We start from the raw sequence: 22,448 nt of genomic DNA on the forward strand, positions 1-22,448 counted from the left end.
TGACCGGCAGCCGGCTCGGCGACATCGTCGGCCACAAACGGATGTTCCTGGCCGGTCTGGGACTGTTCACCGCCGCCTCGCTCGCCTGCGGCAGCGCACCCGGCATGGGATCGCTGATCGCCTTCCGATGTGTCCAGGGCCTCTCCGCCGCCCTGTTCTTCCCGCAGATCCTCTCCGTCATCCAGACCACCTTCGAGGGGGCACGGCGCGAGCGCGCCCTCGCGCTCTTCGGCGTCACCATCGGACTGGCCGCCATCACCGGCCAGTTGATCGGCGGTGTCCTGGTCCGGGCGGATCTGTTCGGATGGGGCCGGCGTCCCATCTTCCTGGTCAACGTGCCGTTGGGCCTGGTGGTCATCGCCGACGCAGTTCGGCATGTCCCTCGGGATCGCGCTGGTGGGCCTGCTCTACTTCAGCACGCTCGACGCCGCCTCGTCCCCGCACGCATACACCCACGCGTTCACCGTGACGCTGGTCCTCAACCTGCTCCTGTCGCTGCTGGCCCTGGCGTTCGTGCCGCCGCTGCGCAAGGCGGCCGCGGGTCCGACCGGGAGCTGAGGCCCCCTGTCCGGTCTCAGATAAGTCCGGGCGAGGCGAGCCCCTGACCTGCGGTGCCCGGACTTGAGTGAGAAGCTGTTGTCTTTTCGATCTTGAGAGATGCGCTTCGAACGGGAGTCTCGATCGGGTGATTGCGGTCGGCGCCGGGCATGAGAGCAGGGCCTCTTGGTAGCTCAGAGGGTGTCTATGCCAACGAGCGATCCAGGAGGCCCTGTTGTCGCAGTTCTACGCGACCGCCGAGACGGAGTCCACCCCGGTCACCCTCGCGTGTGACTGTCTGGCTCACCGGTTCGGAAACGCCACCGACAACGGGATGCGCGAGCGCCGTTACCCGACCGACATGACCGACGGGGAGTGGGCCAAGGTCCGGCCGCTGCTGCCGGTGCCGGGCTGGATGCGCGGTCGCGGCGGGCAGCCGGAGGCGTACTGCCACCGGGCGATATTGGACGCGATCCGCTACCTCGTTGACAACGGAATCAAGTGGCGCGCCATGCCGGTGGACTTCCCGCCGTGGGACCGGGTGTACGCGTTCTTCCGCCGCTGGCGCGACCATGACCTGGTCAGGGAGTTCCACGACCGGCTGCGTGAGCGGGTCCGCGGGATGCTGGGCAAGGACACAGAGCCCACGGCCGGTGTGATCGACTCACAGTCGGTCAAGGCGGACGCCGTGGTGGGCTCAGACAGCCGCGGCTACGACGGCGGCAAACAGATCAACGGGCGCAAGCGGCATGTCGTGGTCGACACCCTCGGCCTGCTGCTGGGCGTGATGGTCACCGCTGCGGATGTCGGCGACCGTTCGGCCGCGCAGGTCCTGCTCGCCCGGGTGGCCAACGCGCACCACCGCCTCGCCCTCGTCTGGGCTGACGGCGGCTATACCGGCAGCCTCGTCGAGCACTGCCTGGCCGCGTTCGCGCTGGTGCTGGCGATCGTCAAGCGCAGCGACGACGTCAAGGGGTTCGTAGTCCTGCCCAAACGATGGATCGTCGAGCGTCTCTTCGCCCACCTGATGCGCAGCCGCCGCCTGGCACGCGACTACGAGCGGCGCACCGCCAGTGCCGAGGCGATGATCCTGTGGTCGATGACCATGGTCATGAGCCGCCGTCTGGCTGGGCCACACCGCGGGCGGGCGTGAACCGGCCCGGCGCCGGTTCAGCCAGCCAGCCACGCGCGACCAGACGTTTCGCCTTCGACCGCAGTGCCTCCACCCGTGCCGGCACCACGTCCATGCCGAACGCTGCGGCCATCTCCTGGCAGGTTACCGGCCCCTGCCCGAGCCGGACCCGGTCCGCCCCCAACTGCAGGATGCGCTGGTAGTCCACCGACAGTGCCGGCCAGGCCAGCCCCTCTCGCCATACCGGCACCTGCGACTTCGGCTTCGCCGCATCCCGGGGCGCCGACTGCGCGTCTGCATCCCTCGGATCCTCGGTGACCTCCGTGTCGGCGGTGCTGCCGCCGTCTGCAGCCAGCACCGTGTCGACCCGCTTGCGGGCGATCGCCCACTCCTGCCATTCCTGCTCGGCCGCGGCCAGTTCGGCCTGGATGCGGTCGGCCTCCTCCCGCAGCCCGTCGACTCGACGGCGAGCGGCGAGTTCGTGCTGTTCCAGCAGTCCGACGACTGACGGCATTCGCGACCTCCCGGGGAGCGATGACTCGACAGGCCACAACTCCCACGGAACCACCACTCATACGCCCGACCAGCGCAAACGCGGCGATCACATCCGGAAAGACAACAGCTTCTGAGACGCATTTCGTAAGGTCGTCTCGCTCAAGTCCGGGCAAACGGCCTTCTTGGTCAGATGTGGAGTTCGGGCGGGAAGCCGGTCCAGCGCAGTTCTGCGGGCAGGTGCCGCATGTCGTTGTGGAACAGCACGGAGGACGGCCTGCCGGGTGCGTATCGGATGGCCGTCAGTGCTGCGTTGCCGTGGTTGAGGCCCATCCAGCGCCACTCGGGCGCGTCGAGGGCAGCCCGGATGAGCCAGCCGATGAGGAAGTTGTGCGTGACAACCAGTTCATGGCGGGGGCGATCGCCGTCGACCGGGCCTGTGAATTCTGCGAGTGCCTCCCGGGCCATTGCAGGACCGCGGTTGCGCTCTTCTTCGGGAACCTGAGCGAGGAAGTTGAGCATGGCTTCGGCCGAATCCGGCGGAAGCTCCTCCTTCGCAGGCAGGTAGGGGATGTAGTCGCCGGCCAGTTCCGACTGGTGCAGTGGGACGGCGTCAAGTTGTGCGCTGATCAGCTGGGCCGTCTGCTGCGCCCGAGGCAGCGGCCCGTGATATATCGCCGAAAGTGGGGTGCTCTGGAGTCGTTCTCCGAGCAGAACGGCTTGGCGCCGGCCGCTTTCCGTCAGGGTTGTCTCGTCTGCTGACGCTTCACCGTGCCGGGCGAGGTAGAGGTATCGAGTGGCTGTGTCTGTCATGTCCCGGGTCTCCGTTGCCATCCGTGATCTTGTATGTCGGGATGGACGCTGAGCTCGTTGTGCATAGTTCCGTCGCGGCTGAGCTGGCTCAGTTGGCGATGAGTGTGGGGACGCCTTCGGGGTTGCCGAGCCGATACTCGATCTCCGCGGCTGACGACTTCACAGTCTTCGTGAGCCAGATGCGGCTGGTCCCGCGAATCGGGCTCTCGGTGGGGAAGCGCTGATGGAACTGGACGATGCTGCTGAGAGAGACGTAGAAGTCGTCGCTCATCGCCAGTTTCCTCCAGTGGGGAGACGTGAACATGTGGATCAGCGCGACGCGTTCGGGGAATCCGGCTGCTGTCAGCCAGGGTGCCTTCCTGTCCGGCTCGACTTCGGGCCCTTTGACTCGGACCAGGTCGTGAAGGGTCTCGGCTCGGTGGACGAGCCGGTAGTGGCGGTGGGCGAGCCCGGCCCAGAGCCCTGCGGTGAGTTCCTCGCAGAGGTCGATGAGGGCTGTGCCGTGATGTCGGCGAAGGCGCCAGTACTTCTGCTGTGCTCGAACGACATCGGGGGTGCGGGACAGATCGAGCTGCTCCTCGGGCGCGTGGACGTGCTGACCGACCCATAGTCTGTGGCGGATGCAGACGTTGTCGTGGATGGGTGCCCAGATCTGGGCGGGAAGTGTCGCGCCTGTGCGCGCGACGACGCAACGGCGGCAGGCCCAGCGAAGGACGTGGTTATCCGGGATGGCGGGCGGATCTGCAGGGCGCTCGTCGGTCTGAAGGTCAGGGAGTGTGCGGACCAGGTGTTGTCGAGTCTGGCCGCTGAGGATGCAGAGGACATCGACGCTGGTCAGGTGAGATTCCAGCCAGCGTGACGGTGCTCGCAGTCGGGCCAGAGGGACATGGTTGGCCAGGGCCAGTCGGGACCAGTAGGACGACTCGCACTCGCCGGGAAACGGCGGCAGCGGGATGGGCAGAGGACGGATCAGGGCCGGACGGAACACGTTCATCCCGTGTGGGGCAGGGATGAGGGACGGCTGTGGCCGGAGGATTCGCTGCTGTGGTCGATGCGGATGTTCTTGATCGTGGTCCGGGTGATGCGTTCGGTCCCGTCCAGGATCGCGGAGATCGCCGCAGCCCGGACAAGGTGGGAGAGACTTCCGATCATGCCGCCCGTGCGCTGGTGCAGGTATTTCACCATCTTCACCAGGGTGTTGGGCTCGTGCCGGTGGAGGCGGAGGGTGTACTCCATGGAGGCGATCAGGGACCGCCACTCGGTGTTGAGAGGGAAGGGGCCCGTGCGGATGAGGACGCAGCGGCCGGCGAGCTGCTTGCCGCGAATGCCGGTGAACAACCCGGACTGCTCGACGTTGATCCCGGCATAGACAAAGGTCGCGGGCAGGTGCTCGGTGAAGTACTTCAGGTGGTCGGAGAGGTCTTCACCGGCGATGGTGGCGTGGTTGAGCAGATGGATCTCGTCGACCAGGACCAGGTCCGTGCGGGCCTCGATGAGCACTTGGCAGACGGCGCTGGTGACGTCGATGGTGTTGTGCCTCGGGCCGATGACAGGCAGGCCGAGGAATCGGGCGAACTCCATGGCGAGTTTGCGCGGGGACCCCTTGGGCGGGGCGGTGATGTAGACGACCGGGATGCGGTCGCTTCCCGGAAAGCGTTGCCGGACACGCAGTTCGTGCAGGCGGCCGAGCTGCTTGAGAGCGGTGGTCTTCCCGGTGGTCCACTCCCCGGAGACGATGAGTCCGCGACGGGCGCCGTGCTCGCGCTGGTTGAGCAGGGTCAGCAGCCGTCCCTGGTGGGCGATGTCCTTGACCGTGGACGTGCGAACGACCTGGAGTTCGGAGTGGTAGGCGATGCGGGCCTCGTCGTAGGCGTCCCGCATCGGCGGGCTCAGGGCCTGCCATTGCTGTTCGGGCAGCAGGTCGAAGACGGCCGGGTCTTCGTCGATGAACCGGCGCCAGCCCTCCAGCCGCGTGGACGGGTCCGTGCGGTCCTCGCCGAGCTCAGGCACTTCCTCACCGTCAGGCTCCGGCGTGTTCACCACCACCGTTCGGCCTCCTTGCGTGCGTCGAAGATCTCCAGCGGGATCACGTCGGCGAGTTCGTCCTCGTCCGTCTCCATCGGTTCGGCAGCGGGCGCTTCGACCGGTGCGTCCGGCCGGGGCCAGGTCGGTTCGGCGGTGGCCCGGGTCCGGGCGGCGACCTTGCGGTCCCGGCCGCTGCCGCGCGATGCGCGAGACGGTTTCGCGGGTTTGTCCTCCGGGCCGTCGGCGGCGCGGTCCAGCAGGGCGACGGCGGCCCGGGCGATCTCGTCCTCGGTCGCCGGGTCGGTGCCGCGCTGGGCCAGGATGCGGCGGGCGTGGTCCCAGGCGAGTTCGCCCATCGGCATCGGAGCAGTGCGAAGGTGCCGCCAGATGGCGGTGATCCAGCCGCCCCCGCGGTGGTTGCGTACCCAGACGCGGGAGATGTCGTAGGGGTCGTAGTGGACCTCCCAGCCCCGCCCGTCCACTCCGGCGCCGGACGGCTGACGGCGGAAAGGGGTCAACTCAGCACTGTCGTAGGTGCGGTGGCCAAGGCGGATGCCGTAGGAGTTGATTCTCCGCCGACAGCGGGGCAGCAGCTCGATGTACTCGTCCGGGCTGAGCGCGACCGGGACGTGCCCGGCCGCCGCGACCAGAGCGGCGTACTTCTCGTTCGGACTCAACGCCTTGCCGGGCATCAGCGGATCGCGGAGACCGTCATGCGGCCGGTTCTGCCAGTGCACGATCCATTCCTGCAGCAGTTCCTGAAGCTGGTGGATTGTCCAGACTGCCTCCGCAGCCGGATCGGTGCCGCGGTGTTCGGTGCTGCGGCCCTTGTGGCCGGGAAGGTGCTGGACGAACATCGAGGCCACCGACCCGAGCGTCGTCTCGATGTGCGGCTTGTCCGTCGGGGTGTCGGGGTGGGCGGGCTGGAAGGAGATGCCCAGCGACTGGCAGGCGGAGCGGAACGTGTCGGAGATATAGGCCTTGCCCCGATCGCAGACGATCGTCTCCGGCGTGATCACGGGAACGGCCGCCGCCTGGGCCAGCCGCTCGTCCAGCGCCGTCAGCGAGGCGTGCGGCAGCACCGAACGGGACATCCGCAAAGCGTCCGCCCAGCCTGGGCGCATCGGCTCCGGAGTCATCGCCCGCGCCAGCAACAGCGCGGCGTCCACCGCCTTCGTCGACGGCCGTAGCACCGCCGCCGACAGCGTGCGAGTCGCGATGTCCACGATTCCGGTCAGCTCGACGGTGTCCACCGTGCCGTCATCGTGAACGACCAGCACATCCATCGGAGTCGAGTCGATCTCCATCACCTCACCCGGACGGGCCGCAGTGAGCTGGCCGAACATGCCGTCCGGTTGCTTGGCCAGCGAACGGCGAGTGCGGGCCGAGCCCAGCGTGTGCCGCCCGGCGCTGACCGCCTTCAACAGCCGGTAGAAAGCCGCCCGCGACGGCAGCGGCACCACTCCCGGTCCGTGCTCGGCCTCCAGGAGGCGTTCCATCCGGCGCCGCAGCACCTGCGCGGAGACCGTGGACCGGCCCGTCTGCCCCTCCACGACCTTCCGCAGGGCCTCGACCACCCGCCGGTCGGCACGACCTGTGCCGTCCGAGGCGGTCCGCAGCCGCGGGTCGACCAGCCCCAGCACTCCCTCCCGCTCGAAGCGGGCCCGCATGTCCTGCAGCACGGTCAGCGACACCGCCGTCCCCGCCGCCGCCAGCTCGGCGGCCTTCGCCAGCTCCCGCTGCCGCAGGGACCACACCGCCGGGTCGTACTCGGGTTTTGCTGGCCCGTGCGGATCGTCCAATGGCCGCCCGGAGAGCATCTCCACCAGATGCCGCTGCCACCACTCGGCCCGCTCAACCGCCTTGGCCGGAAGCCCCTCCAGCACCCCGGCCGCCGGCACCACCGTCCGCACCGAGGCCGGTGTGACCACCTCGAAGCCGTCCGAGGACAGCAGATGGGCCAGCATCACCACGCTCGCCGACTGGCCCTCGTCGACCAGCCGGACCGCAGTCCCCTCCAGAGCGGCGACCGTATGCAGCCGCCCGTCGAAGCGGACCAGGTCACCCGCTCGCAGCAGTCGCGGACGCGACGGCATCCCCGCCTCCTTCCTGGACCAGGCCGAGCCGGACCTGCGTGTCCGCCGACAGCAGCCCGGTCTCCAAGTCCGTGGTCAGAACCCGGCGCCAGAGCAGGTGGAACAGCACCGGCAGCACCGCGATCTGGTCGCCCGCTCCCCGAGCCCCGTCCAACAGACCGGCGCCGTCAACGAACACCTCCACCAGACGTTCGGCGACGCCCGGGCGGTGCACCCGCGGATGCCGGTAGCCGGCCAGCCATCGCACGTTCGCCATCAACACGGCCTCCGGCGTGCCGACCCGCGCGAAGTCCCAGCCCACCGACCGGCATGCCGCCGCAGTCACTGCGAATTTCACTGCGTCCCCCGGCCCGATTCGCTCATCCGGGCGCACATCCACCACCAGGGCCGTGCCATCCGCGCGCCGGACGAAGAAGTCCGGCGTGTGCCGCACCCGCTTCCCGTCCGGCCCTGCCCAGGACAGCCGAAACGGCTGTGAGGACATGCCCGTCACCAGCGGGTCAAAGTCGAGCAGCATCAGGTGATCGCGCTCTAACCACGACTCATATCCCACATGCCTGTCACACGTCGCCGACCAGTACCAGCCGCACCAGTTGCCCTGCCCCCGGAAAGCCGGGAACCGCCGCTCGGGCCGTACCGACTCAAACGGAACCGACCACAGGAGCCCCAAAGACCCGCGTTCACGAAGCCCAGCCGCGCTGACGTACTCCAGCTCGACGTCCTCTGCCGACGCCTCGTTCACATTCACCCGGGCCTCCGGTACGACGTCGACCAGCCACGACGACCGTAGACAGCGAAGAGACGGCGTACCCGGAGAAGACCGAGACACCCCACCAAATGCCCGGAGATGACTGAGACGTCAGCTCACTTGCCCGGAGATCTCCGAGACTGCCCGGACATCACAGAGACAGGACAGCTGGGGGAGCGGGGCGACGGACTGGGAGAGGGCGCTGTCGGTGCTGGAGGTGCCGGGTGAGCGATCGACGTTAAATCAAGGGGAAATTCATGAGTGATTGAAGTAGGATGGGGTGCGGAGGTGAGCGCTGTGCCCAACGAGGAAGAGGCGCTTTTCGGCGCGGTCGACGCACTGCTGGAACGGGTCGCCCAGGACCCCCTGCCGCCCCCGGCAGAGCGCAAGCGTCTACGGGAAGCCGCAGGTCTCAGCCAGGGGCAGATCGCCAAGGCACTGGATGCCCGGCGGGAATCCGTCGGCAACTGGGAGACCGGCCGCAGCGAACCCCGACCTCCGAAGCGAGCCGCCTACGCCCGGCTCCTGGACGGCCTGGCGGCGCGCTTCCCGATGGTCCCCGACGCGGCCGCGCCCGTGCGGGACACGGCGGTGCGCGAGACGTTCACCGGCGTCCCCGCCCCGGCGGAGGCGCGGACTGTGTCCACACATCCGGCGCCCGGGGCTGCGGCCCTGCCGGCTGAAGAGAACACCCGGCCCCGCCCCGCCAAGACCGCGGCTCCGGCCGCCGCGTCCCCTCCGGTGCGCGCCGTCAGGCCGTCGGCGACATCGCGCCGCCCGGGCGTGAAGAAGGCGGCCCCGGCGAACACTCCGGCAGGCGTCGACCCGCGCTTCGAGAACGGCCCGCTCGCCGTGGTCGACGTCGAAGACGGCCAGGTCCTCGCGTACTGCGTAGGCGGCCTGGTTCTGGACGTGCCCGCCAAGTCGATCCCGGCGCTGGTCGACTGGACCCTCAAGGAGGCCAGGCTCGGGCAGCCGAAACTGTCCGGCCCGGGCAAGGACGCCGACCCGCTGCTCGTACTCACCGAGGCCGCGCTGGAGCGCTACGGCCTGCCGGTCGCCCTCACGGAGGAAGAGCGGCTCGCCGGGCGGATCCCGGAGGGCCACAAGGTCATCAAGCAGCTGGTCCGCGCGGACTGGAAGTTGACGAAGCGCGGGTTCGGGCCGTGGGCGCGGATCTACCGTCCGGCGCAGGGCTCGGAGCGGGCCTGCGTGCAGCTGTGCATCCCCTCATGGAACGCGCTCGACACCCGCCACTGGGGCGAGGCCGGGCAGCTCCCGCCGGCCGAACTCGCCCGGCTCCTGGGTGTGTACGCGTCCCGGGTGATGACGCCGCGCGGCTCCACCGCCGTGACCGGCCTGGAGCTGATGACCGCCCTGCACCCGCCGACCCACGCCGTCCGCGACGAAGCCACCGGCGCGTTCCGGAAAGCGGACGTCAAGACGCCGGGCTCCCTGGGCGAGCACCCGGTGGACTGCGCGCCGTGCGAAGCCCCGGACGGGCACCCGGTGCTCAAGGATCTGCCGCGCTTCCACGTCCGCGGCCCCGGCGAGAAGCTGTTCGAGGAGGCGTACGACTGGGCGCGCCCGCTCACCGACGCCGAATGCACCAAGCGGCACCTGGTGGGCATCGACGTGAACATGGCCTTTGCCGCCGGAGCCAACGGCCTGACCGTCGGCCTCGGTGAGCCGACGCAGGTCAAGAACCCGGTGTTCGACCCGAAGCTGCCCGGCTCGTGGCTGGTCGACCTGTCCCACGTCGACCTGTCCCGCGTGAAGGTCGGCAAGGAGTGGGTGGAGCTGGACGGCAGCCTGCTGCCGAGCCCGTTCACGCCGAAGGGCGAGCGCCCGACGGGACCGGCCTGGTACGCGACGCCCACCGTGGCGTACGCGCTGGAGCTCGGGTACGACGTCGCGCCGATCGAGGCGTGGGTGCGCTACGACAACGGCCGCTACCTGGACGCCTGGTACAACCGGCTGCGCGACGCCTACCTCGCCACGATGGCCGACCTCGGAGTCGACGCGGACCTGTCGTCCCCGGCCGACTTCCTGGTGGCGATGGACGGCTACCGAAGCCGTGACCCGGAGCTGGCGATCGTGGTCTCCGCGGTCAAGGCGACGGTCAAGGGCGGCTTGGGCAAGCTGCGCGAGCGGCCCCGGGGCGAGGGCTGGAAGCCCGGCGAGCCGTGGCGGGCGCTGTCCCGGCCCACCTGGCGGCCGGACATCCGTGCGGCGGTCATCTCCCGCACACGGATCAACCTCCACCGGAAGCTGCTCAAGCACGCGGCGTTCACCGGCCAGTACCCGGTGGCGATCCTCTCCGACTGCGTCGTGTACGCGGCCGACAGTGAGAGCCCGCTGGACTTCCTGCCCTACCGGGACGGCAAGCCGCTGCCGGGCGGCTTCAAGCTGGGAGTGAACCCGGGCCTGGTCAAGTGGGAGGGCACCCAGAGCGTGCTGTGGGGCGAGGGCGTCCGCGAGCAGTTCGACGCCCCCGAGCTCAACCTCGCCCGGTACATCAAGGACGGCACCGTCACCAACGCCGACAGCGGGGAGTAGGCAGGCATGAGTGTGTTCGGGGACGGCCTGGAAGCCGCAGTGCAGAAGGCGTTCACCCGCCCGGCGCCCAAGAGCGCGGGCGCGCAGATGCGGTACCTGGTCAAACAGCTCAAGGGCACCAAGGCGGTCGCCCAGTTGCTGCGGATCTCCCAGCGCACCGTCGAGCGGTACGTGAAGAACCAGATCAAGAAGCCGCGTCCGGACCTTGCCGCCCGGCTGGAGAGCGAGGTGAAAAAGCGGTGGCAGCCGCAGATCCGGGCGAAGGCCCGCGAGAAGGCGGCGACCACCGGCGGCATCATCATCGACACCCGCGCCCGCCTCGGCTACACCGCGCCGATCGGGTCCACGGACCAGGACCGCATCCGGCACCTGACCGTCGCACTGCCGCCCCGCTACGCCGCCCGCCTCTTCGACGCCCAGGAACAGGGCGCCGGCGACGACCGCCTGCGGGAGATCGCCGCCGAAGCGCTCAAGGAGGTGTACTTCCAGGACGGCGGCCGCCGCGCCGGCCAGCTGGAGGAGGTCCGCTTCACCGACATCCAGCACCTCGACTTCGACCTGTAGGCGCGCCCCGAACACGCTGTGGGCCCCGGACCGCCGGTCCGGGGCCCACTCGCGTATCCGCGTGGGGCGGGATGGTCGGCGTCGGCCGCTCGAGAAAGGCGGCGAGTGACCGACGCCCCAGGCTCGGACGGCGGACCTGGGGCGTCATGCTGCGTCCAGGCTGCCTGTCCGACGTCCGGCAGTTCGATGACCGGCTCCGGCGGCGGATCGCCGCTGTCCCGGCGTTCCGAAACCCGCGGCAACAGCGCGACGCCCCCGGCCGGTCAGCCGGGGGCTCACGCGATCAGACGCCCTTGCCGCAGTAGAACTTCTGGTCGCCCCGATCGATGTTGGAAATGCAGACTCGCGCCTTGTATCCCCGGTCATCCCGGTGGAAACCGGTGCGCCATGTCTGGTCCTCGCCCGCCTGCGAGAGATAGTCGTTCGAGACCGGCGTGTAGCTGCCGCTGCCGTACTTGCGAGCGAGGTACATCTGGCAGTGGGCGTTGTTGGAGCGGAGTACCCCCTGGGCGTTCCAGCGGCCGCTGATCTTCTTCGTGGTGACCCATCCGGTGCAGCGTCCTCGCTGGATGCGGGAGGTCGGCTCATAGCCATCGGGGTGGACGGTGACGGATTGCGCCCCTTGGGGTATCGCCGCGGCCGTTGCAGCGCCGGCGGATGTGGTGAGGCCGAGGGTGGCCAGTCCGGCGAGTGCCGTGGTCGCGGCGAGCGCGGTAACGCGCCTGCGGATACTCATGCTCTGTTTCCTCCCGTTGTTGGGGCCCGGGGCTCCCGACACCGCCCCGCAGCCGATGACCACCATGGGCGGTCGCGGACAGGAGAACCAGCGATGCCGGGCAGGTGACGCCTTCCCAGGACGTCCCACCGTTCGACGTGCAGGAACGCGGCGCAAGATGACTACGCTGTGGGATACGCCGGATCGCCTCCGGCCAGTTGGCCGGGGGCTTCTCCAGTCGTTGGACATCAGCCGGTTCGGACTTCTTACTGTCTGCCTATGCGGCCTCCTCCACCCCCGGCTTCTTCCCGTTGAGCACCTGCCGGATCCAGCTCGGCGTCAGCCGCATCCGTGCCGCCAACTCCTCCAGCCCGTGCTTGACGGGCGGGGTTAGGGGGACGACAGGGCCTAGGAGCAGATGGAGGAGCGCCGTCGCATCGATCGCCTCCTGGCCACCTCGCCGCCGGAGGAGACGTACAGAGCCGCCCTTGCCAAGGCCTGCGCCGAGAAGCGCGCCAGGCATCGCAGTTGATGCACCGGCCCGGTACGTGCAGCTCTTGAAGCGCTATGGTCTTGGCATGGTCAGCATGGCTTTCGAAGCGGGCGACGCTGCCACCTGGGGTAGCACGGTGATTGCCCTGGCTTCGATCTTCTTGACCCTCTACCAGGCCCGCAGCCAGAAGCGGGACCTGAAGCGAGACTTAGAGCGGCAGAACGAGTTGCAGGCCGAGGCATCGCAGCTCCAACGCCGCCAGATCGAGGCATCCGAACGCCGTGCCTTGGCCGTGGAACATATGCTGGAGCGCCTTTCAGCTTCGCTGGCCCCGTATCCAAGCAGCAACGACGCCCCATCCGCCGTGCAGATTCCGGCCCGATGGGAGACGGGACCACACGGCAACGGTGCCCCTGACGGAGGCAGCGTTCCGGAACAGCCCCCCGCGCCTGACTTGGAACCCGACGGGACCTCGGAGCCTTCTCCTCAAGACCCCACTCCCGGCCCCGGCTACGGATATCCGCAACCAGCTGTTGCCAGCCCGGGACCCGAAGGCTCCGCGCCGCACGCGGCCTTGGACATCAGCGACGAGGACGACTGGACCCTGCCGCCGCCCGCTCCTCAAGCTCCAGCTCCCGCTCATCCAGCTCCCCCCTCTGTTGGCGGCTACGGATATCCGCAACAATCTGCGACCCCGCCGCCACCTCCGTCATATCAGCCCGCTGCCCCGCGGCGCATGTCCCCGTACCCGGCCCCACATGCCCGCTCCCCGTGGTTTCTGCGGCGCTCGAACCGCCACACATACGCCCTGGTCAACTCCGGCGGCGCGACCTTGTGGAACGTCCGCATCAACCCGTCCAACCTGCCCCCTACCGTGAGGAACCTTCCCGAGGCGGCTGTGGTGCGGCCTTATGAGTCCGTCGAGTTCCTCATGGCTGACTCCGTCGGCGCTCCCGTGCCGCGGGAAGTGTGGGTCTCTTGGGAGGGCCAGGCCCAGGAAGTCGCAGTCCCAGTGCCATAGCCTCGAGGTCTCCGCTTGCCAGTTCAGAGGTCGGCTCAGGCCGCACGGTGCTCCAGGCGTCGGTGGCGAGGGCGTAGCCGGGGCTGTCGTCCAGCAGTTCCTTGCGCCGGTTGTAGCGCTGGGTGGTGCGGGAGTCCTTGTGGTCGGCGTAGGCCCTGTCCGAGACCGCAGGTGGAGCGTCCGCAGGTACGCAGATCGGGCATGCACCCCGCCTGATTACAGATGGTGAAGCAACCTGGAAAGATCTGGCAGGACGGCTGAAATCGGCCACTCTCGTGAGATGTCGGCGGCACCCTCGCAGCGCTCACTGGCTGAGGCGTTCCGGGCTGTGTCGGGCTTCTGAAGATCGCCGTCGACACGCGACGAGCCGCCACGCCGAGAAGCGTTTCGAGTTCGTTCCGCAAGAGTGCGAGGTCACCCGGGAAGGGCTTGGCCGAGACGGCTTTGAGGTCGTTTCAGGGCAGGATCTGGTCACCGTTCGGGGGCTAGGGTGAAGTCTCCTGCGACTGCTCCGGAGGTGCCCTCCCGGTGACGGATTCCTTTGTTCACCTGCACAACCACACCGAATATTCGATGCTCGACGGCGCGCAGAAGCTCAAGCCGATGTTCGCCGAAGTCGAGCGTCAGGGCATGCCGGCCGTCGCCATGAGCGACCACGGAAACATGTTCGGTGCGTACGAGTTCCATCAGGTGTCCAAGGGTGTCGACGGCGTCAAGCCGATCATCGGGATCGAGGCCTACGTCGCGCCGTCCTCGCGCCGGAACCGCAAGCAGGAGTTCTGGGGTCCGGGCGGCCAGCGGGCCATGTCGGACGACGGCGAGGGCTCGAAGGACGTCTCCGGCGGTGGCCGGTTCACGCACATGACGATGTGGGCGCAGAACGTCCAGGGTCTGAAGAACCTCTTCTACCTGTCCACCGAGGCCAGTTACACCGGTCAGTTCCCCGCGGGCAAGCCGCGGATGGACATGGAGCTGATCAGCGAGCACGCGGGCGGCATCATCGCCACGACGGGCTGCCCGTCCGGGGCGATCCAGACGCGGCTGCGGCTGAACCAGTACGACGAGGCCCGTGAAGTCGCCGCCGCCTACCAGGACATCTTCGGCAGGGAGAGTTACTTCCTGGAGCTGATGGACCATGGGCTGTCCATCGAGAAGGACGTCCGCGACGGGTTGTTGCGGCTGGCCAAGGATCTGAACATTCCGCTGCTGGCCACGAACGACGCGCACTATGTGCACGAGGACCAGGCCGACGCGCATGACAACCTGCTGTGCATCGGGGTGGGCAAGAACAAGGACGACCCCAAGCGGTTCCGGTTCCAGGGCAGCGGCTATTACCTCAAGACCGCCGCGGAGATGCGGGAGCTGTTCGCGGAGCTGCCGGAGGCCTGCGACAACACCCTCCTGATCGCCGAGCGCATCGAGTCCTACGACTCCGTCTTCGAGAACGTCGACGAGATGCCGCAGTACCCGGACGTGCCGGAGGAGGAGACGCAGGAGTCCTGGCTGCGCAAGGAATGCCTCAAGGGCCTGGCCATGCGCTACGGCGCCCCGATCCCGGCCGAGGTCATGGAGCGCTTCGAGACCGAGATGACGGTCATCGGCCCCATGGGCTTCTCCTCCTACTTCCTCGTGGTCGCCGACATCTGCCGCCACGCCCGCGACAACGGAATCCCGGTCGGGCCCGGCCGCGGGTCGGCCACCGGCTCGATCGTCGCGTACGCGACCCGCATCACCGAGCTGTGCCCGCTCGAGCACGGCCTGCTCTTCGAACGCTTCTTGAACCCTGAGCGCATCAACCCGCCCGATGTCGACCTCGACTTCGACGACCGCCAGCGCGACGCCATGGTCCGCTACGTCACCGAGAAGTACGGCGACGAGTACACCGCCATGGTCAACACCTTCGGCAAGATCAAAGCCAAGAACGCGATCAAGGACTCGTCCCGCATCCTCGGCTACCCCTTCCAGCACGGCGAGCGCATCACCAAGGCGCTCCCGCCGGACATCATGGGCAAGTCGATCCCGTTGGACGGCATCTTCGACTCCGCGCACCCACGCTACGGCGAGGCCGGCGAAATCCGGACGATGTACGAGAACGAGCCGGAGGTGAAGAAGGTCATCGACACCGCCAAGGGTGTCGAAGGCCTGACCCGCGGCACCGGTGTGCACGCGGCCGCGGTCATCCTGTCCAAGACGAAGCTGACCGAGCGCATCCCGCTGCACATGCGCGCCAAGGACGGCGTCAAGATCACCGGCTTTGACTACCCCAGCTGCGAAAACATGGGGCTGGTCAAGATGGACTTCCTGGGCCTGCGCAACCTGGGCGTGATCGACCACGCGCTGACGAACATCCGCGACAACCGCGGCGTCAAGCTGGCCACCGTCGACCCGGGCAACGGCGACACCCGCGTCACCGTGATCCCGCTGGATGACAAGAAGACCTTCGAGCTTCTGGGCCGCGGCGACACGTTCGGCGTGTTCCAGCTCGACGGCGGCGGCATGCGCGCGCTGCTGAAGCTGATGGAGCCCTCCCGCTTCGAAGACATCGCGGCCGCCCTCGCCCTGTACCGGCCCGGCCCGATGGCCGCCAACGCGCACACCAACTACGCGCTGCGGCAGAACGGCAAGCAGGACCCGGACCCGATCCACCCCGAGCTGAAGGAAGTCCTGGACCCGATCCTGGGCTCCACCCACCACCTGCTCATCTTCCAAGAGCAGATCATGGCCATCGCCCGGACCCTGGCCGGCTACACGCTCGGTGGCGCCGACATGCTGCGCCGCGCGATGGGCAAGAAGAAGCCCGAGGTGCTGGCCGCCGAGTGGCAGAAGTTCCACGACGGCATGGCCGACAACGACTACTCGGAAGAGTCCATCAAGGCGATCTGGGACGTCATGCTCCCGTTCTCCGGCTACGCGTTCAACAAGTCCCACACCGCGGGCTACGGACTCGTCTCCTACTGGACCGCCTACCTCAAGGCCAACTACCCGGCCGAGTACATGGCGGCCCTGCTCACCTCTGTCGGTGACGACAAGGACAAGGCCGGCATCTACCTCGCCGATGCCCGCAAGCTCGGCGTCACCGTCCTCGCGCCGGATGTGAACGAGTCGCTTGCCGAGTTCGCGGCCGTGGGCGACGACGTCCGCTTCGGACTGCTGTCGGTGCGCAACGTGGGCGACAACGTCATCGAATCGATCATCGCGGCCCGCAAGTCCAAGGGGAAGTTCACTTCGTTCTCCGACTTCCTCGACAAGGTCGACCTGCCCGCGCTGAACAAGCGGGCCGTGGAATCCCTCATCAGAGCCGGCGCCTTCGACTCCCTCGGACACACTCGCAAGGGACTGTCCGCCGCCCACGAGAGCGCCATCGACGCAGTCGTCCCGCTCAAGAAGGCAGCCGCCTACGGACAGGACGATCTCTTCGCCGGCCTCGGCGACGCAGCCGGCGACGACAGCTTCAGCCTGGACGTGCCGGTCAGCGACGACGAATGGCCCCGCAAACAACTGCTGTCCATCGAACGCGAGATGCTCGGCATGTACGTCTCCGCACACCCGCTGGACGGCACCGAGCACATCCTGTCCAACAACCGCGACACCACCATCGTGGACCTGCTGGCCTCAGGGCGCACCGAAGGCATGGTCCGCCTCTCCGGCCTGATCACCAGCGTCCAGCCCAAGATGACCAAACAAGGCAACGCCTGGGCCATCGTCAACCTCGCCGACCGTGACGGAACGATCGAGGTCCTCTTCTTCCCTGCCACCTACCAGATGGTCGCCGCCGCCCTGGTGGAGGACAGCGTCATCACCGTGCAAGGCCGCGTCAACGACCGCGACGGCGCCATCAGCATCTTCGGGCAGGAACTGCAGGTCCTCGACGTGACCTCCGTCGAACGCGACGGCGCGGCCCCCGTCCAGCTTCGGCTGCCCTATCACCGCATCAACGAGCTGTGCATCAACGAACTCAAACGCATCATGGGCGCCCACCCCGGCCAGAATCCCGTTCAACTCGCGGTGCGCGGCCCGCAGAAGACCATCGTCTACCAGCTTCCCTCGCTGGTGAACGCCGCGACCATCGCCTCAGACATCAAGGGATCCTTTGGCCCGGAGGCGTGGCAAGGGGTGGCGTGAGCGAGGAAGCCAGTACAGGCGAGCCGCACGACTCGGGCACCGGCCACCGGTTCGGGGCCGGCCAGGGAGGTCAGCGTCTTGCTGCGATCGCGGGGGCAGCAGCAGCCCGGCCAGGTACTCACGAAACCCGCGTCGCCGGGCCAGCGTGCCGAAGCCCACGACGTACGAATGGCGTTCAACCCGCCAGAGTTGAGCGGCGGCACTGCCCCTGCCAGGCCGAGACCACGAGTTCAGCACCAAGGAGGTCCGCCACTACGCCGGTCCGGTTGACGAGATCGGCGGCTGAGCGGCGAGAGGCCGATCCCCACTCCATGTCTGTCTATGACACGTCCCTGCGGCTTTTCGATCTCCACCATCCGCACCGTCGGCGGGAAGTAGCTGCCCGACGACAAGCGATTCCACAGCTTGTAGAGGTTGCCCTTCAGGTCCGCCTCGAACTGCTCGATCGACTCGCCGTCGACGCCGGCCGCTTTGCCGATGTCGCGCTTGACCAGGGACCAGATGGCTGTGAACGGCTTCTCCGGCCCCAACAGAACGAACCTTTGGGCCCCAGGGGCTTGATCTCGGTTCGAGTGTTCGTCAGAAGTGGCCCCAGGGGCGGTCTTGCAGTGGGAGCATCAATGTGCTTCTGACAGTCAGGTGGCCCGCATGGATGGCCCGAGAACCAAGGTTGAGTTCTTCGCGGCGATCCGCCGGGACTCCCGTACCGAAAGCGCCAGGGCTGATCCCGAACACCGCCGCAAGGCCCCCTCGCCAGGCCCATCGCCATCGGACAGGAGTCGACGCCGGGGCGGCTCCAACCCGTCAAGGTTGTCAGGCCGAGAGGAACCGAGACCGTCAAGCTGTCTACACCAGCACTCGCCCGGACGTCCCCGTGAAGCTCTGGTCGCGCCGTCACGGTCGGGGCGACCGCATGACCCCGACGATGAGCCCGAGCACGGGTCTGGCCGCGCCGCTCTCACCGCGACCACGACTGGTCAGCACCGCCGGGAGGGGTGTCAGCCGCGGCGGCCTCGTCACGCCTGCCGATGCCCGGATACGGTCCAGCGGACTCGCTGGTCGGGTTCACGGACGGGGCGCGGGGCGGAGGGACCGTGACGGAGCAGGTCGGCCAGCGAAGCCGCGAGGACGGGCACGTCCTGCAGGAAGCGGGACAGAGCCAACTGCCCAGCTTCCGTGCGCAGAGCGCTCATCCATGGCTGCGCTGAGATTCCCAAGTGGTCCCTCGTGTCATTTTCGCCAGAACAGGTGGTGCGTCACGCCGCTCGGGCTGGGCGCGACCTCGAGATGGAACCGGTCGAGCAGTTCATCGGGCGACTCCCAGAGACGCCGGCCGGACCCGAGCTTCACCGGCGAGACCGCTACGTGCATGGTGTCGACGAGGTCGGCATCAAGGAACTGCCGGATGGTGGTGACCCCGCCGCCGAGTCGGACGTCCTTGCCCTGCGCCGCCTCCCGGGCCCGTTCGAAGACCGTGATCGGGCTGCCGTCGACAAAGTGGAACGTGGTGTCGGAGAGCGTGATCGAAGGACGCTTGTGGTGGGTCATGACGAACACCGGGGTGTGAAACGGGGGCTCGTCACCCCACCAGCCGCGCCAGTCATGGTCGTGCCAGGGCCCGCGCTGGGGGCCGAACTTGTTGCGGCCCATGATCTCGGCGCCGATGTTGCGTGCGAAGTCCCGCGTGAAGTAGTCGTCGAGGCCACGGCTCCCTTCGGGGTCGGTGCGCATAGGCCAGCTCGCCGTGGCGCCGGCCCAGGCGAACAGCCTCTCGGGATGGTCGTGGCCGAACGGCCGCTCGAGACTCTGGTGCTCACCGGCACCGATTCCGTCACTTGAGACGTTGAAGTTCATGACTCTCAGTAGCTGATCCATGTGTTTCCTCATCAGATCCTGTTCGCAACCTCGTGTAGCGAAGTGCCCCACATCAGGACGTCGAACGGGACGTGGCCGGATCGACAGTGACCCGTAACTTTTTCCAAGGCGTGCCCGGCGTGAGAGTTCACGTGCGTCGTTCGGCGGCATCCCTGTGTCCACCAGTGCGGCGTCGAGTCGGCAAGGGTGCGCGGATGGAACTTTCGGTCACGTGCGGGCAGCCCATCAGACAGCGGCTTGAAGGGGGCGTCCGCCCTAGCGAATGCCCTTCTCGCTGCGGATGCGGGCGCGTTCGCGGCGCTGGGCGGCGAGGACATCGGGGTGGCGGCCGTTGGCGTTGTGCCAGCGCAGGTAGGCGTACAGGGCCCGAGTCCGCACGGTGTGGTTGCCGACTTCGGAAGGTGACCGACCGGCCGGTCGTTCGCCTTCCGTACGTTCACCTGGATGTTCGTGAGTTTCCTGCCGGTGGGCATGATGACGGATGCCTTGGCCTATGGCGTGGCCACCAGGGCTGATCTCGTCGTAGAGATCGTGTTCGCCCTCTTCTTCACCGGGGTCGCTGGAAGGATGCCATTCGCCTCGCTCGACGACTGGTGCCACCGGCCGAACAGCAGTCCCCACAGCAGAACCCCAAGGCCGAAAAAAGCCAGGTACAGCCAGGCATTGAGTGCTGCGCCGGACTTCGGCAGGAACCACTGCGCGTCACCCATCACCTCCACGCCAACGACTTCGTCGCGCCAGAGCCGCAGTGTGGCCGACTGTCCCTCCTTGGCTTTGGAGTAGAAACTCGACGACATGCCGCGGGCCTGCCGGGAATCGTCGGCCCGCCGCCAGGTGACCTTGACCTCGTAGTGGGTGGTCGTGGTCGTGGTCGTGCTCGTCTACGTCTGGCCGGTGCCGTCGGTGTGCGTCGTCGTCGAGGTCGTGGGGTAGGTGCGCCGGCCGACGATGGAGCCCACCTCGCTGCCGAAACTTAGCTGGCGCCCCGCTCGCACGCCACGACCTTGCGGAACTCCCGGGTCTGCCGATACGGGTCAGCGGCGCCGGCAAGCGCCGTCACAAGCAACACCCAGACCGAGCGCGACCACGATCCACCGCCCGAGGGAACGCTTGGGCAACGATACGCGGCACGGCAGCAGACGGAATCGGCGAAGCCTCATACACCACCCCTGGAACGATCACCTGGGCATGGTGCGAATCGCTGTCTCCTTGATGCCAGCAGCGCCCCCGCTCCCCAGAGTCTCGGCTGTCGAACGTGGCGCTGTAGCGGAACCCGTCAAAGCGATCAAGGCAGGTAGATCGTTCTAACGCTGTGCTGGGATCAGTGGGCCATCTGGTGCCGGCTGGTTGATCCAGGCCGCTGCGGGGACCTTCGGGGGCTCCGGTGGCTTGCGGACGAAGCGTTCGGGGTGCTGCGCGTAGGCCGCCTGGAGGACGTCGGCACGCATCTCGCGGAGCTGCTCGGCGAGACCGAAGTGCACGTGGTACGGCGTGTGCAGGCCGATTCCGGAGTGCCGATGCTTCTCGTTGTACCAGGTGAAGAACTGGGTGCACCACGCCCGGGCGTCCTCGAGAGATCCGAAACGCTCGGGAAAGTCGTGCCGGTATTTCAGGGTCTTGTACTGGCTCTCGCTGTACGGGTTGTCGTTCGACGTCTTCGGCCGCGAATGCGACTTGGTGACGCCGAGACCGGCCATCATCTGGGCGACGTTCTGCGCGACCATCGGGGACCCGCGGTCCGAGTGGATCGTCACAGGCCCGCGCCTGCGAGGAGGACGTGCCGGAGAGCATCGCGCGTTCCGGTATCCGTCTCACTCACACGCCGGCGGTGATGCTCACGAAGTGGCGCTTCGGGATGGAAGCACTTCCAGCCTACGAACTCACCAAGTCTTTCCGCCTGCTGGTTGCCCTCTTCACCATCGCGGATACCCGCAGGCGGTCGCTGTACTGCGCCAGGGGATGTACTCACGCGTGTCACAACCTGCCTGATCCCCCGCGGGACGCAACCTGAGGTGACTTCTTGCCCTGGGTCTTGTCGGGGATCTTGGTGAGCTGGGGCTTCGCTGGTCAGGGCCCTAGGGCCTGTATCGAGTCGCGATCAATCTGCGGGTTTCGTCCTCGCGGCAGGGCTTGGAGCGGTAGATCTTCTTGTGTGACGCGAGTGCAACTGACGGATGAGGAGTGGGAGTTCATCGAGCCGTACTTGCCGATCGGCGAGTACGGCCCGTACCCCACGCGGCTGCGGCAGCAGTTCGAAGGCGTGATTTGGCGGTTCAAGACCGGCGGCCAGTGGCGGGAGATGCCCCAGGAGTTCGGCGCCTGGTCCACTGTGCACAACCGCTTTCGGCAGTGGCGTGACGCGGGCGTCTTCGAGGCTCTGCTGGAGGGTCTGATCACGGAAGCCGCGAAGCGCGGCGAGGTGGATCTGTCCCTGGTCAGCATCGACTCCACCACCGCGCGCGCCCATCACGACGCCGCCGGGATGCACCTGGACCAGGACCTCCTCACCGTCCTGGAGAAGGCCGCCGTCGAAGAGGAGAGGGCCAGGTCAAAGGGGGCGACTGCGAAGAACGAAACGGGCAGGATCCCGAACGGGAAGAGCGGCGACGCATCCGGCGCCGACGCAGAGTCCGTCTGAAGGCCGCTCTCCTGGGACGTTCCAGGGGCGGGCAGACCAGCAAGGTCCACCTCGCCGCCGACCGAAAGTGCCGCCCGCTGGCAATCGTCCTGACCGCGGGCCAGGCCGCGGACAGCCCGCAATTCATCCCTGTGCTCAACAAGGTACGGGTCCGCAGGCCCGTCGGCCGCCCCCGCACCCGCCCGGACGCGGTCGCCGGGGACAAGGCCTACTCCTCCCGCGGCAACCGAGCCCACCTGCGCAAACGCCACATCAAAGCAGTCATCCCGGAGAAGAGGGACCAAGCCGCCAACCGGAAGAAGAAGGGCTCCAGCGGCGGCCGGCCCGTCAGTCACGACGCCGACCTCTACAAGGAGAGGAACACCGTCGAGCGCCTGATCAACAAGCTCAAGGCCTGGCGGGGCATCGCCACCCGATACGACAAGACCCCGGCCAGCTACCTCGCCGGCCTCCACCTGCGTGCCTCGATGATCTGGCTCAAAGAACTCACGAGAACCGCCCATTGATCACAACTCAATACGCACCCTAGTCCGCCCCTTCACAGAGGTCGTCATTGGTCGTCGTTGGCCGCCGCCGATCGGCCTCGGACGGCCCAGGGACGGCCCAGCCGTGGCCCAC

18 protein-coding genes and 3 pseudogenes are annotated in these 22,448 nt (G+C 67.9%); 7 read left to right on the forward strand and 14 right to left on the reverse strand.

Annotation, left to right across the window (positions count from 1 at the left end):
- The first annotated feature begins 41 nt into the window (after positions 1 to 41).
- Together OG819_RS58945 and OG819_RS53010 are read left to right on the forward strand one after the other, a co-directional pair.
- Positions 42 to 605: an MFS transporter gene (locus OG819_RS58945; protein WP_323139486.1), complete on the forward strand. Its 564-nt coding sequence runs from the start codon at positions 42 to 44 to the stop codon at positions 603 to 605.
- Between the two features lie 167 nt (positions 606 to 772).
- Entirely contained in the window at positions 773 to 1,690 is a 918-nt protein-coding gene (locus tag OG819_RS53010; RefSeq protein WP_266656978.1) for an IS5 family transposase, read from the forward strand.
- Here the strand turns inward: OG819_RS53010 and OG819_RS53015 are convergent.
- The 6 genes from OG819_RS53015 to OG819_RS53040 form a co-directional block, all read right to left on the reverse strand.
- A complete protein-coding gene (locus OG819_RS53015) occupies positions 1,647 to 2,183 on the reverse strand; it encodes a hypothetical protein (RefSeq protein ID WP_266656980.1) in 537 nt (178 codons plus the stop codon). The two genes, OG819_RS53010 and OG819_RS53015, sit on opposite strands and share 44 nt — an antisense overlap.
- 167 nt (positions 2,184 to 2,350) lie before the next feature.
- Complete coding sequence (locus OG819_RS53020; RefSeq protein ID WP_266649859.1) at positions 2,351 to 2,974, reverse strand: histidine phosphatase family protein; 624 nt, start codon at positions 2,972 to 2,974, stop codon at positions 2,351 to 2,353.
- An 88-nt stretch (positions 2,975 to 3,062) separates the two neighbouring features.
- Positions 3,063 to 3,968, reverse strand: a complete 906-nt coding sequence (locus OG819_RS53025; RefSeq protein ID WP_266657067.1) for a hypothetical protein — start codon at positions 3,966 to 3,968, stop codon at positions 3,063 to 3,065.
- On the reverse strand, positions 3,965 to 5,020 hold the full coding sequence (locus tag OG819_RS53030) for an ATP-binding protein (RefSeq protein WP_266649863.1): 1,056 nt from the start codon (positions 5,018 to 5,020) through the stop codon (positions 3,965 to 3,967). The genes OG819_RS53025 and OG819_RS53030 overlap by 4 nt, the downstream gene beginning before the upstream one ends.
- On the reverse strand, positions 5,011 to 7,095 hold the full coding sequence (locus OG819_RS53035) for a transposase (RefSeq protein WP_266649865.1): 2,085 nt from the start codon (positions 7,093 to 7,095) through the stop codon (positions 5,011 to 5,013). Before OG819_RS53035 ends, OG819_RS53030 begins: the two co-directional genes overlap by 10 nt.
- Positions 7,061 to 7,924, reverse strand: coding sequence for a TnsA-like heteromeric transposase endonuclease subunit (locus OG819_RS53040; RefSeq protein ID WP_323139348.1), 864 nt, complete (start codon positions 7,922 to 7,924; stop codon positions 7,061 to 7,063). Before OG819_RS53040 ends, OG819_RS53035 begins: the two co-directional genes overlap by 35 nt.
- Before the next feature lie 216 nt (positions 7,925 to 8,140).
- On the opposite strand from OG819_RS53040, the gene OG819_RS53045 reads away from it, so the two are divergent.
- Positions 8,141 to 10,402 (forward strand): helix-turn-helix transcriptional regulator, encoded by a 2,262-nt coding sequence (locus OG819_RS53045; RefSeq protein WP_266657451.1) that lies wholly within the window; start codon positions 8,141 to 8,143, stop codon positions 10,400 to 10,402.
- Positions 10,403 to 10,408: 6 nt separating this feature from the next.
- Positions 10,409 to 10,966, forward strand: coding sequence for an XRE family transcriptional regulator (locus tag OG819_RS53050; RefSeq protein ID WP_266636054.1), 558 nt, complete (start codon positions 10,409 to 10,411; stop codon positions 10,964 to 10,966).
- A 283-nt stretch (positions 10,967 to 11,249) separates the two neighbouring features.
- Here the strand turns inward: OG819_RS53050 and OG819_RS53055 are convergent, their stop codons facing one another.
- Entirely contained in the window at positions 11,250 to 11,702 is a 453-nt protein-coding gene (locus OG819_RS53055) for a hypothetical protein (protein WP_266657069.1), read from the reverse strand.
- 256 nt (positions 11,703 to 11,958) lie between these two features.
- Positions 11,959 to 12,204 (reverse strand): hypothetical protein, encoded by a 246-nt coding sequence (locus tag OG819_RS53060; RefSeq protein ID WP_266657071.1) that lies wholly within the window; start codon positions 12,202 to 12,204, stop codon positions 11,959 to 11,961.
- A gap of 1,519 nt (positions 12,205 to 13,723) precedes the next feature.
- On the opposite strand from OG819_RS53060, the gene dnaE reads away from it, so the two are divergent.
- Entirely contained in the window at positions 13,724 to 17,317 is a 3,594-nt protein-coding gene (gene dnaE / locus OG819_RS53065; protein WP_266636051.1) for a DNA polymerase III subunit alpha, read from the forward strand.
- Positions 17,318 to 17,547: 230 nt separating this feature from the next.
- Here dnaE and OG819_RS58950 read toward each other — a convergent pair whose 3' ends face one another.
- The 6 genes and pseudogenes from OG819_RS58950 to OG819_RS53095 all read right to left on the reverse strand — a co-directional run.
- Positions 17,548 to 17,847, reverse strand: a complete 300-nt coding sequence (locus tag OG819_RS58950) for a hypothetical protein (RefSeq protein WP_323139472.1) — start codon at positions 17,845 to 17,847, stop codon at positions 17,548 to 17,550.
- A gap of 486 nt (positions 17,848 to 18,333) precedes the next feature.
- Positions 18,334 to 18,510, reverse strand: coding sequence for a hypothetical protein (locus OG819_RS53075; protein ID WP_266636050.1), 177 nt, complete (start codon positions 18,508 to 18,510; stop codon positions 18,334 to 18,336).
- A 37-nt stretch (positions 18,511 to 18,547) separates the two neighbouring features.
- Positions 18,548 to 19,192 carry a dihydrofolate reductase family protein gene (locus OG819_RS53080; protein WP_266636048.1) on the reverse strand — a complete coding sequence of 215 codons (645 nt, stop codon included), beginning with the start codon at positions 19,190 to 19,192 and terminating at the stop codon, positions 18,548 to 18,550.
- A gap of 255 nt (positions 19,193 to 19,447) precedes the next feature.
- Positions 19,448 to 19,579, reverse strand: a pseudogene (locus tag OG819_RS53085) (IS630 family transposase); the annotation flags it as partial.
- Positions 19,580 to 19,683: 104 nt separating this feature from the next.
- A complete protein-coding gene (locus OG819_RS53090) occupies positions 19,684 to 19,989 on the reverse strand; it encodes a hypothetical protein (protein ID WP_266657484.1) in 306 nt (101 codons plus the stop codon).
- A gap of 507 nt (positions 19,990 to 20,496) precedes the next feature.
- Positions 20,497 to 20,958: pseudogene (locus OG819_RS53095) on the reverse strand (transposase); the annotation flags it as partial.
- An 11-nt stretch (positions 20,959 to 20,969) separates the two neighbouring features.
- Between OG819_RS53095 and OG819_RS53100 the strand changes: the two are divergent.
- Positions 20,970 to 21,203 (forward strand): DUF5958 family protein, encoded by a 234-nt coding sequence (locus OG819_RS53100; RefSeq protein WP_266636046.1) that lies wholly within the window; start codon positions 20,970 to 20,972, stop codon positions 21,201 to 21,203.
- A 141-nt stretch (positions 21,204 to 21,344) separates the two neighbouring features.
- Positions 21,345 to 22,336: pseudogene (locus OG819_RS53105) on the forward strand (IS5 family transposase).
- Positions 22,337 to 22,448 lie beyond the last annotated feature (112 nt).

This window comes from Streptomyces sp. NBC_01549 (assembly GCF_026339955.1).
In the GTDB taxonomy this organism is placed as follows: Bacteria; Actinomycetota; Actinomycetes; order Streptomycetales; family Streptomycetaceae; genus Streptomyces.

Coding starts and splice junctions, on each gene's coding strand:
- OG819_RS53055 (WP_266657069.1), bottom strand. CDS start 11,702: ATGAGTATCCGCAGGCGCGTTACCGCGCTCGCCGCGACCACGGCACTC.
- OG819_RS53080 (WP_266636048.1), bottom strand. CDS start 19,192: ATGGATCAGCTACTGAGAGTCATGAACTTCAACGTCTCAAGTGACGGA.
- OG819_RS53075 (WP_266636050.1), bottom strand. CDS start 18,510: ATGAGCGCTCTGCGCACGGAAGCTGGGCAGTTGGCTCTGTCCCGCTTC.
- OG819_RS53060 (WP_266657071.1), bottom strand. CDS start 12,204: ATGCCTGGCGCGCTTCTCGGCGCAGGCCTTGGCAAGGGCGGCTCTGTA.
- OG819_RS53020 (WP_266649859.1), bottom strand. CDS start 2,974: ATGACAGACACAGCCACTCGATACCTCTACCTCGCCCGGCACGGTGAA.
- OG819_RS58945 (WP_323139486.1), top strand. CDS start 42: ATGTTCCTGGCCGGTCTGGGACTGTTCACCGCCGCCTCGCTCGCCTGC.
- OG819_RS53090 (WP_266657484.1), bottom strand. CDS start 19,989: ATGTCGTCGAGTTTCTACTCCAAAGCCAAGGAGGGACAGTCGGCCACA.
- OG819_RS53035 (WP_266649865.1), bottom strand. CDS start 7,095: ATGCCGTCGCGTCCGCGACTGCTGCGAGCGGGTGACCTGGTCCGCTTC.
- OG819_RS53015 (WP_266656980.1), bottom strand. CDS start 2,183: ATGCCGTCAGTCGTCGGACTGCTGGAACAGCACGAACTCGCCGCTCGC.
- OG819_RS53025 (WP_266657067.1), bottom strand. CDS start 3,968: ATGAACGTGTTCCGTCCGGCCCTGATCCGTCCTCTGCCCATCCCGCTG.
- OG819_RS53050 (WP_266636054.1), top strand. CDS start 10,409: ATGAGTGTGTTCGGGGACGGCCTGGAAGCCGCAGTGCAGAAGGCGTTC.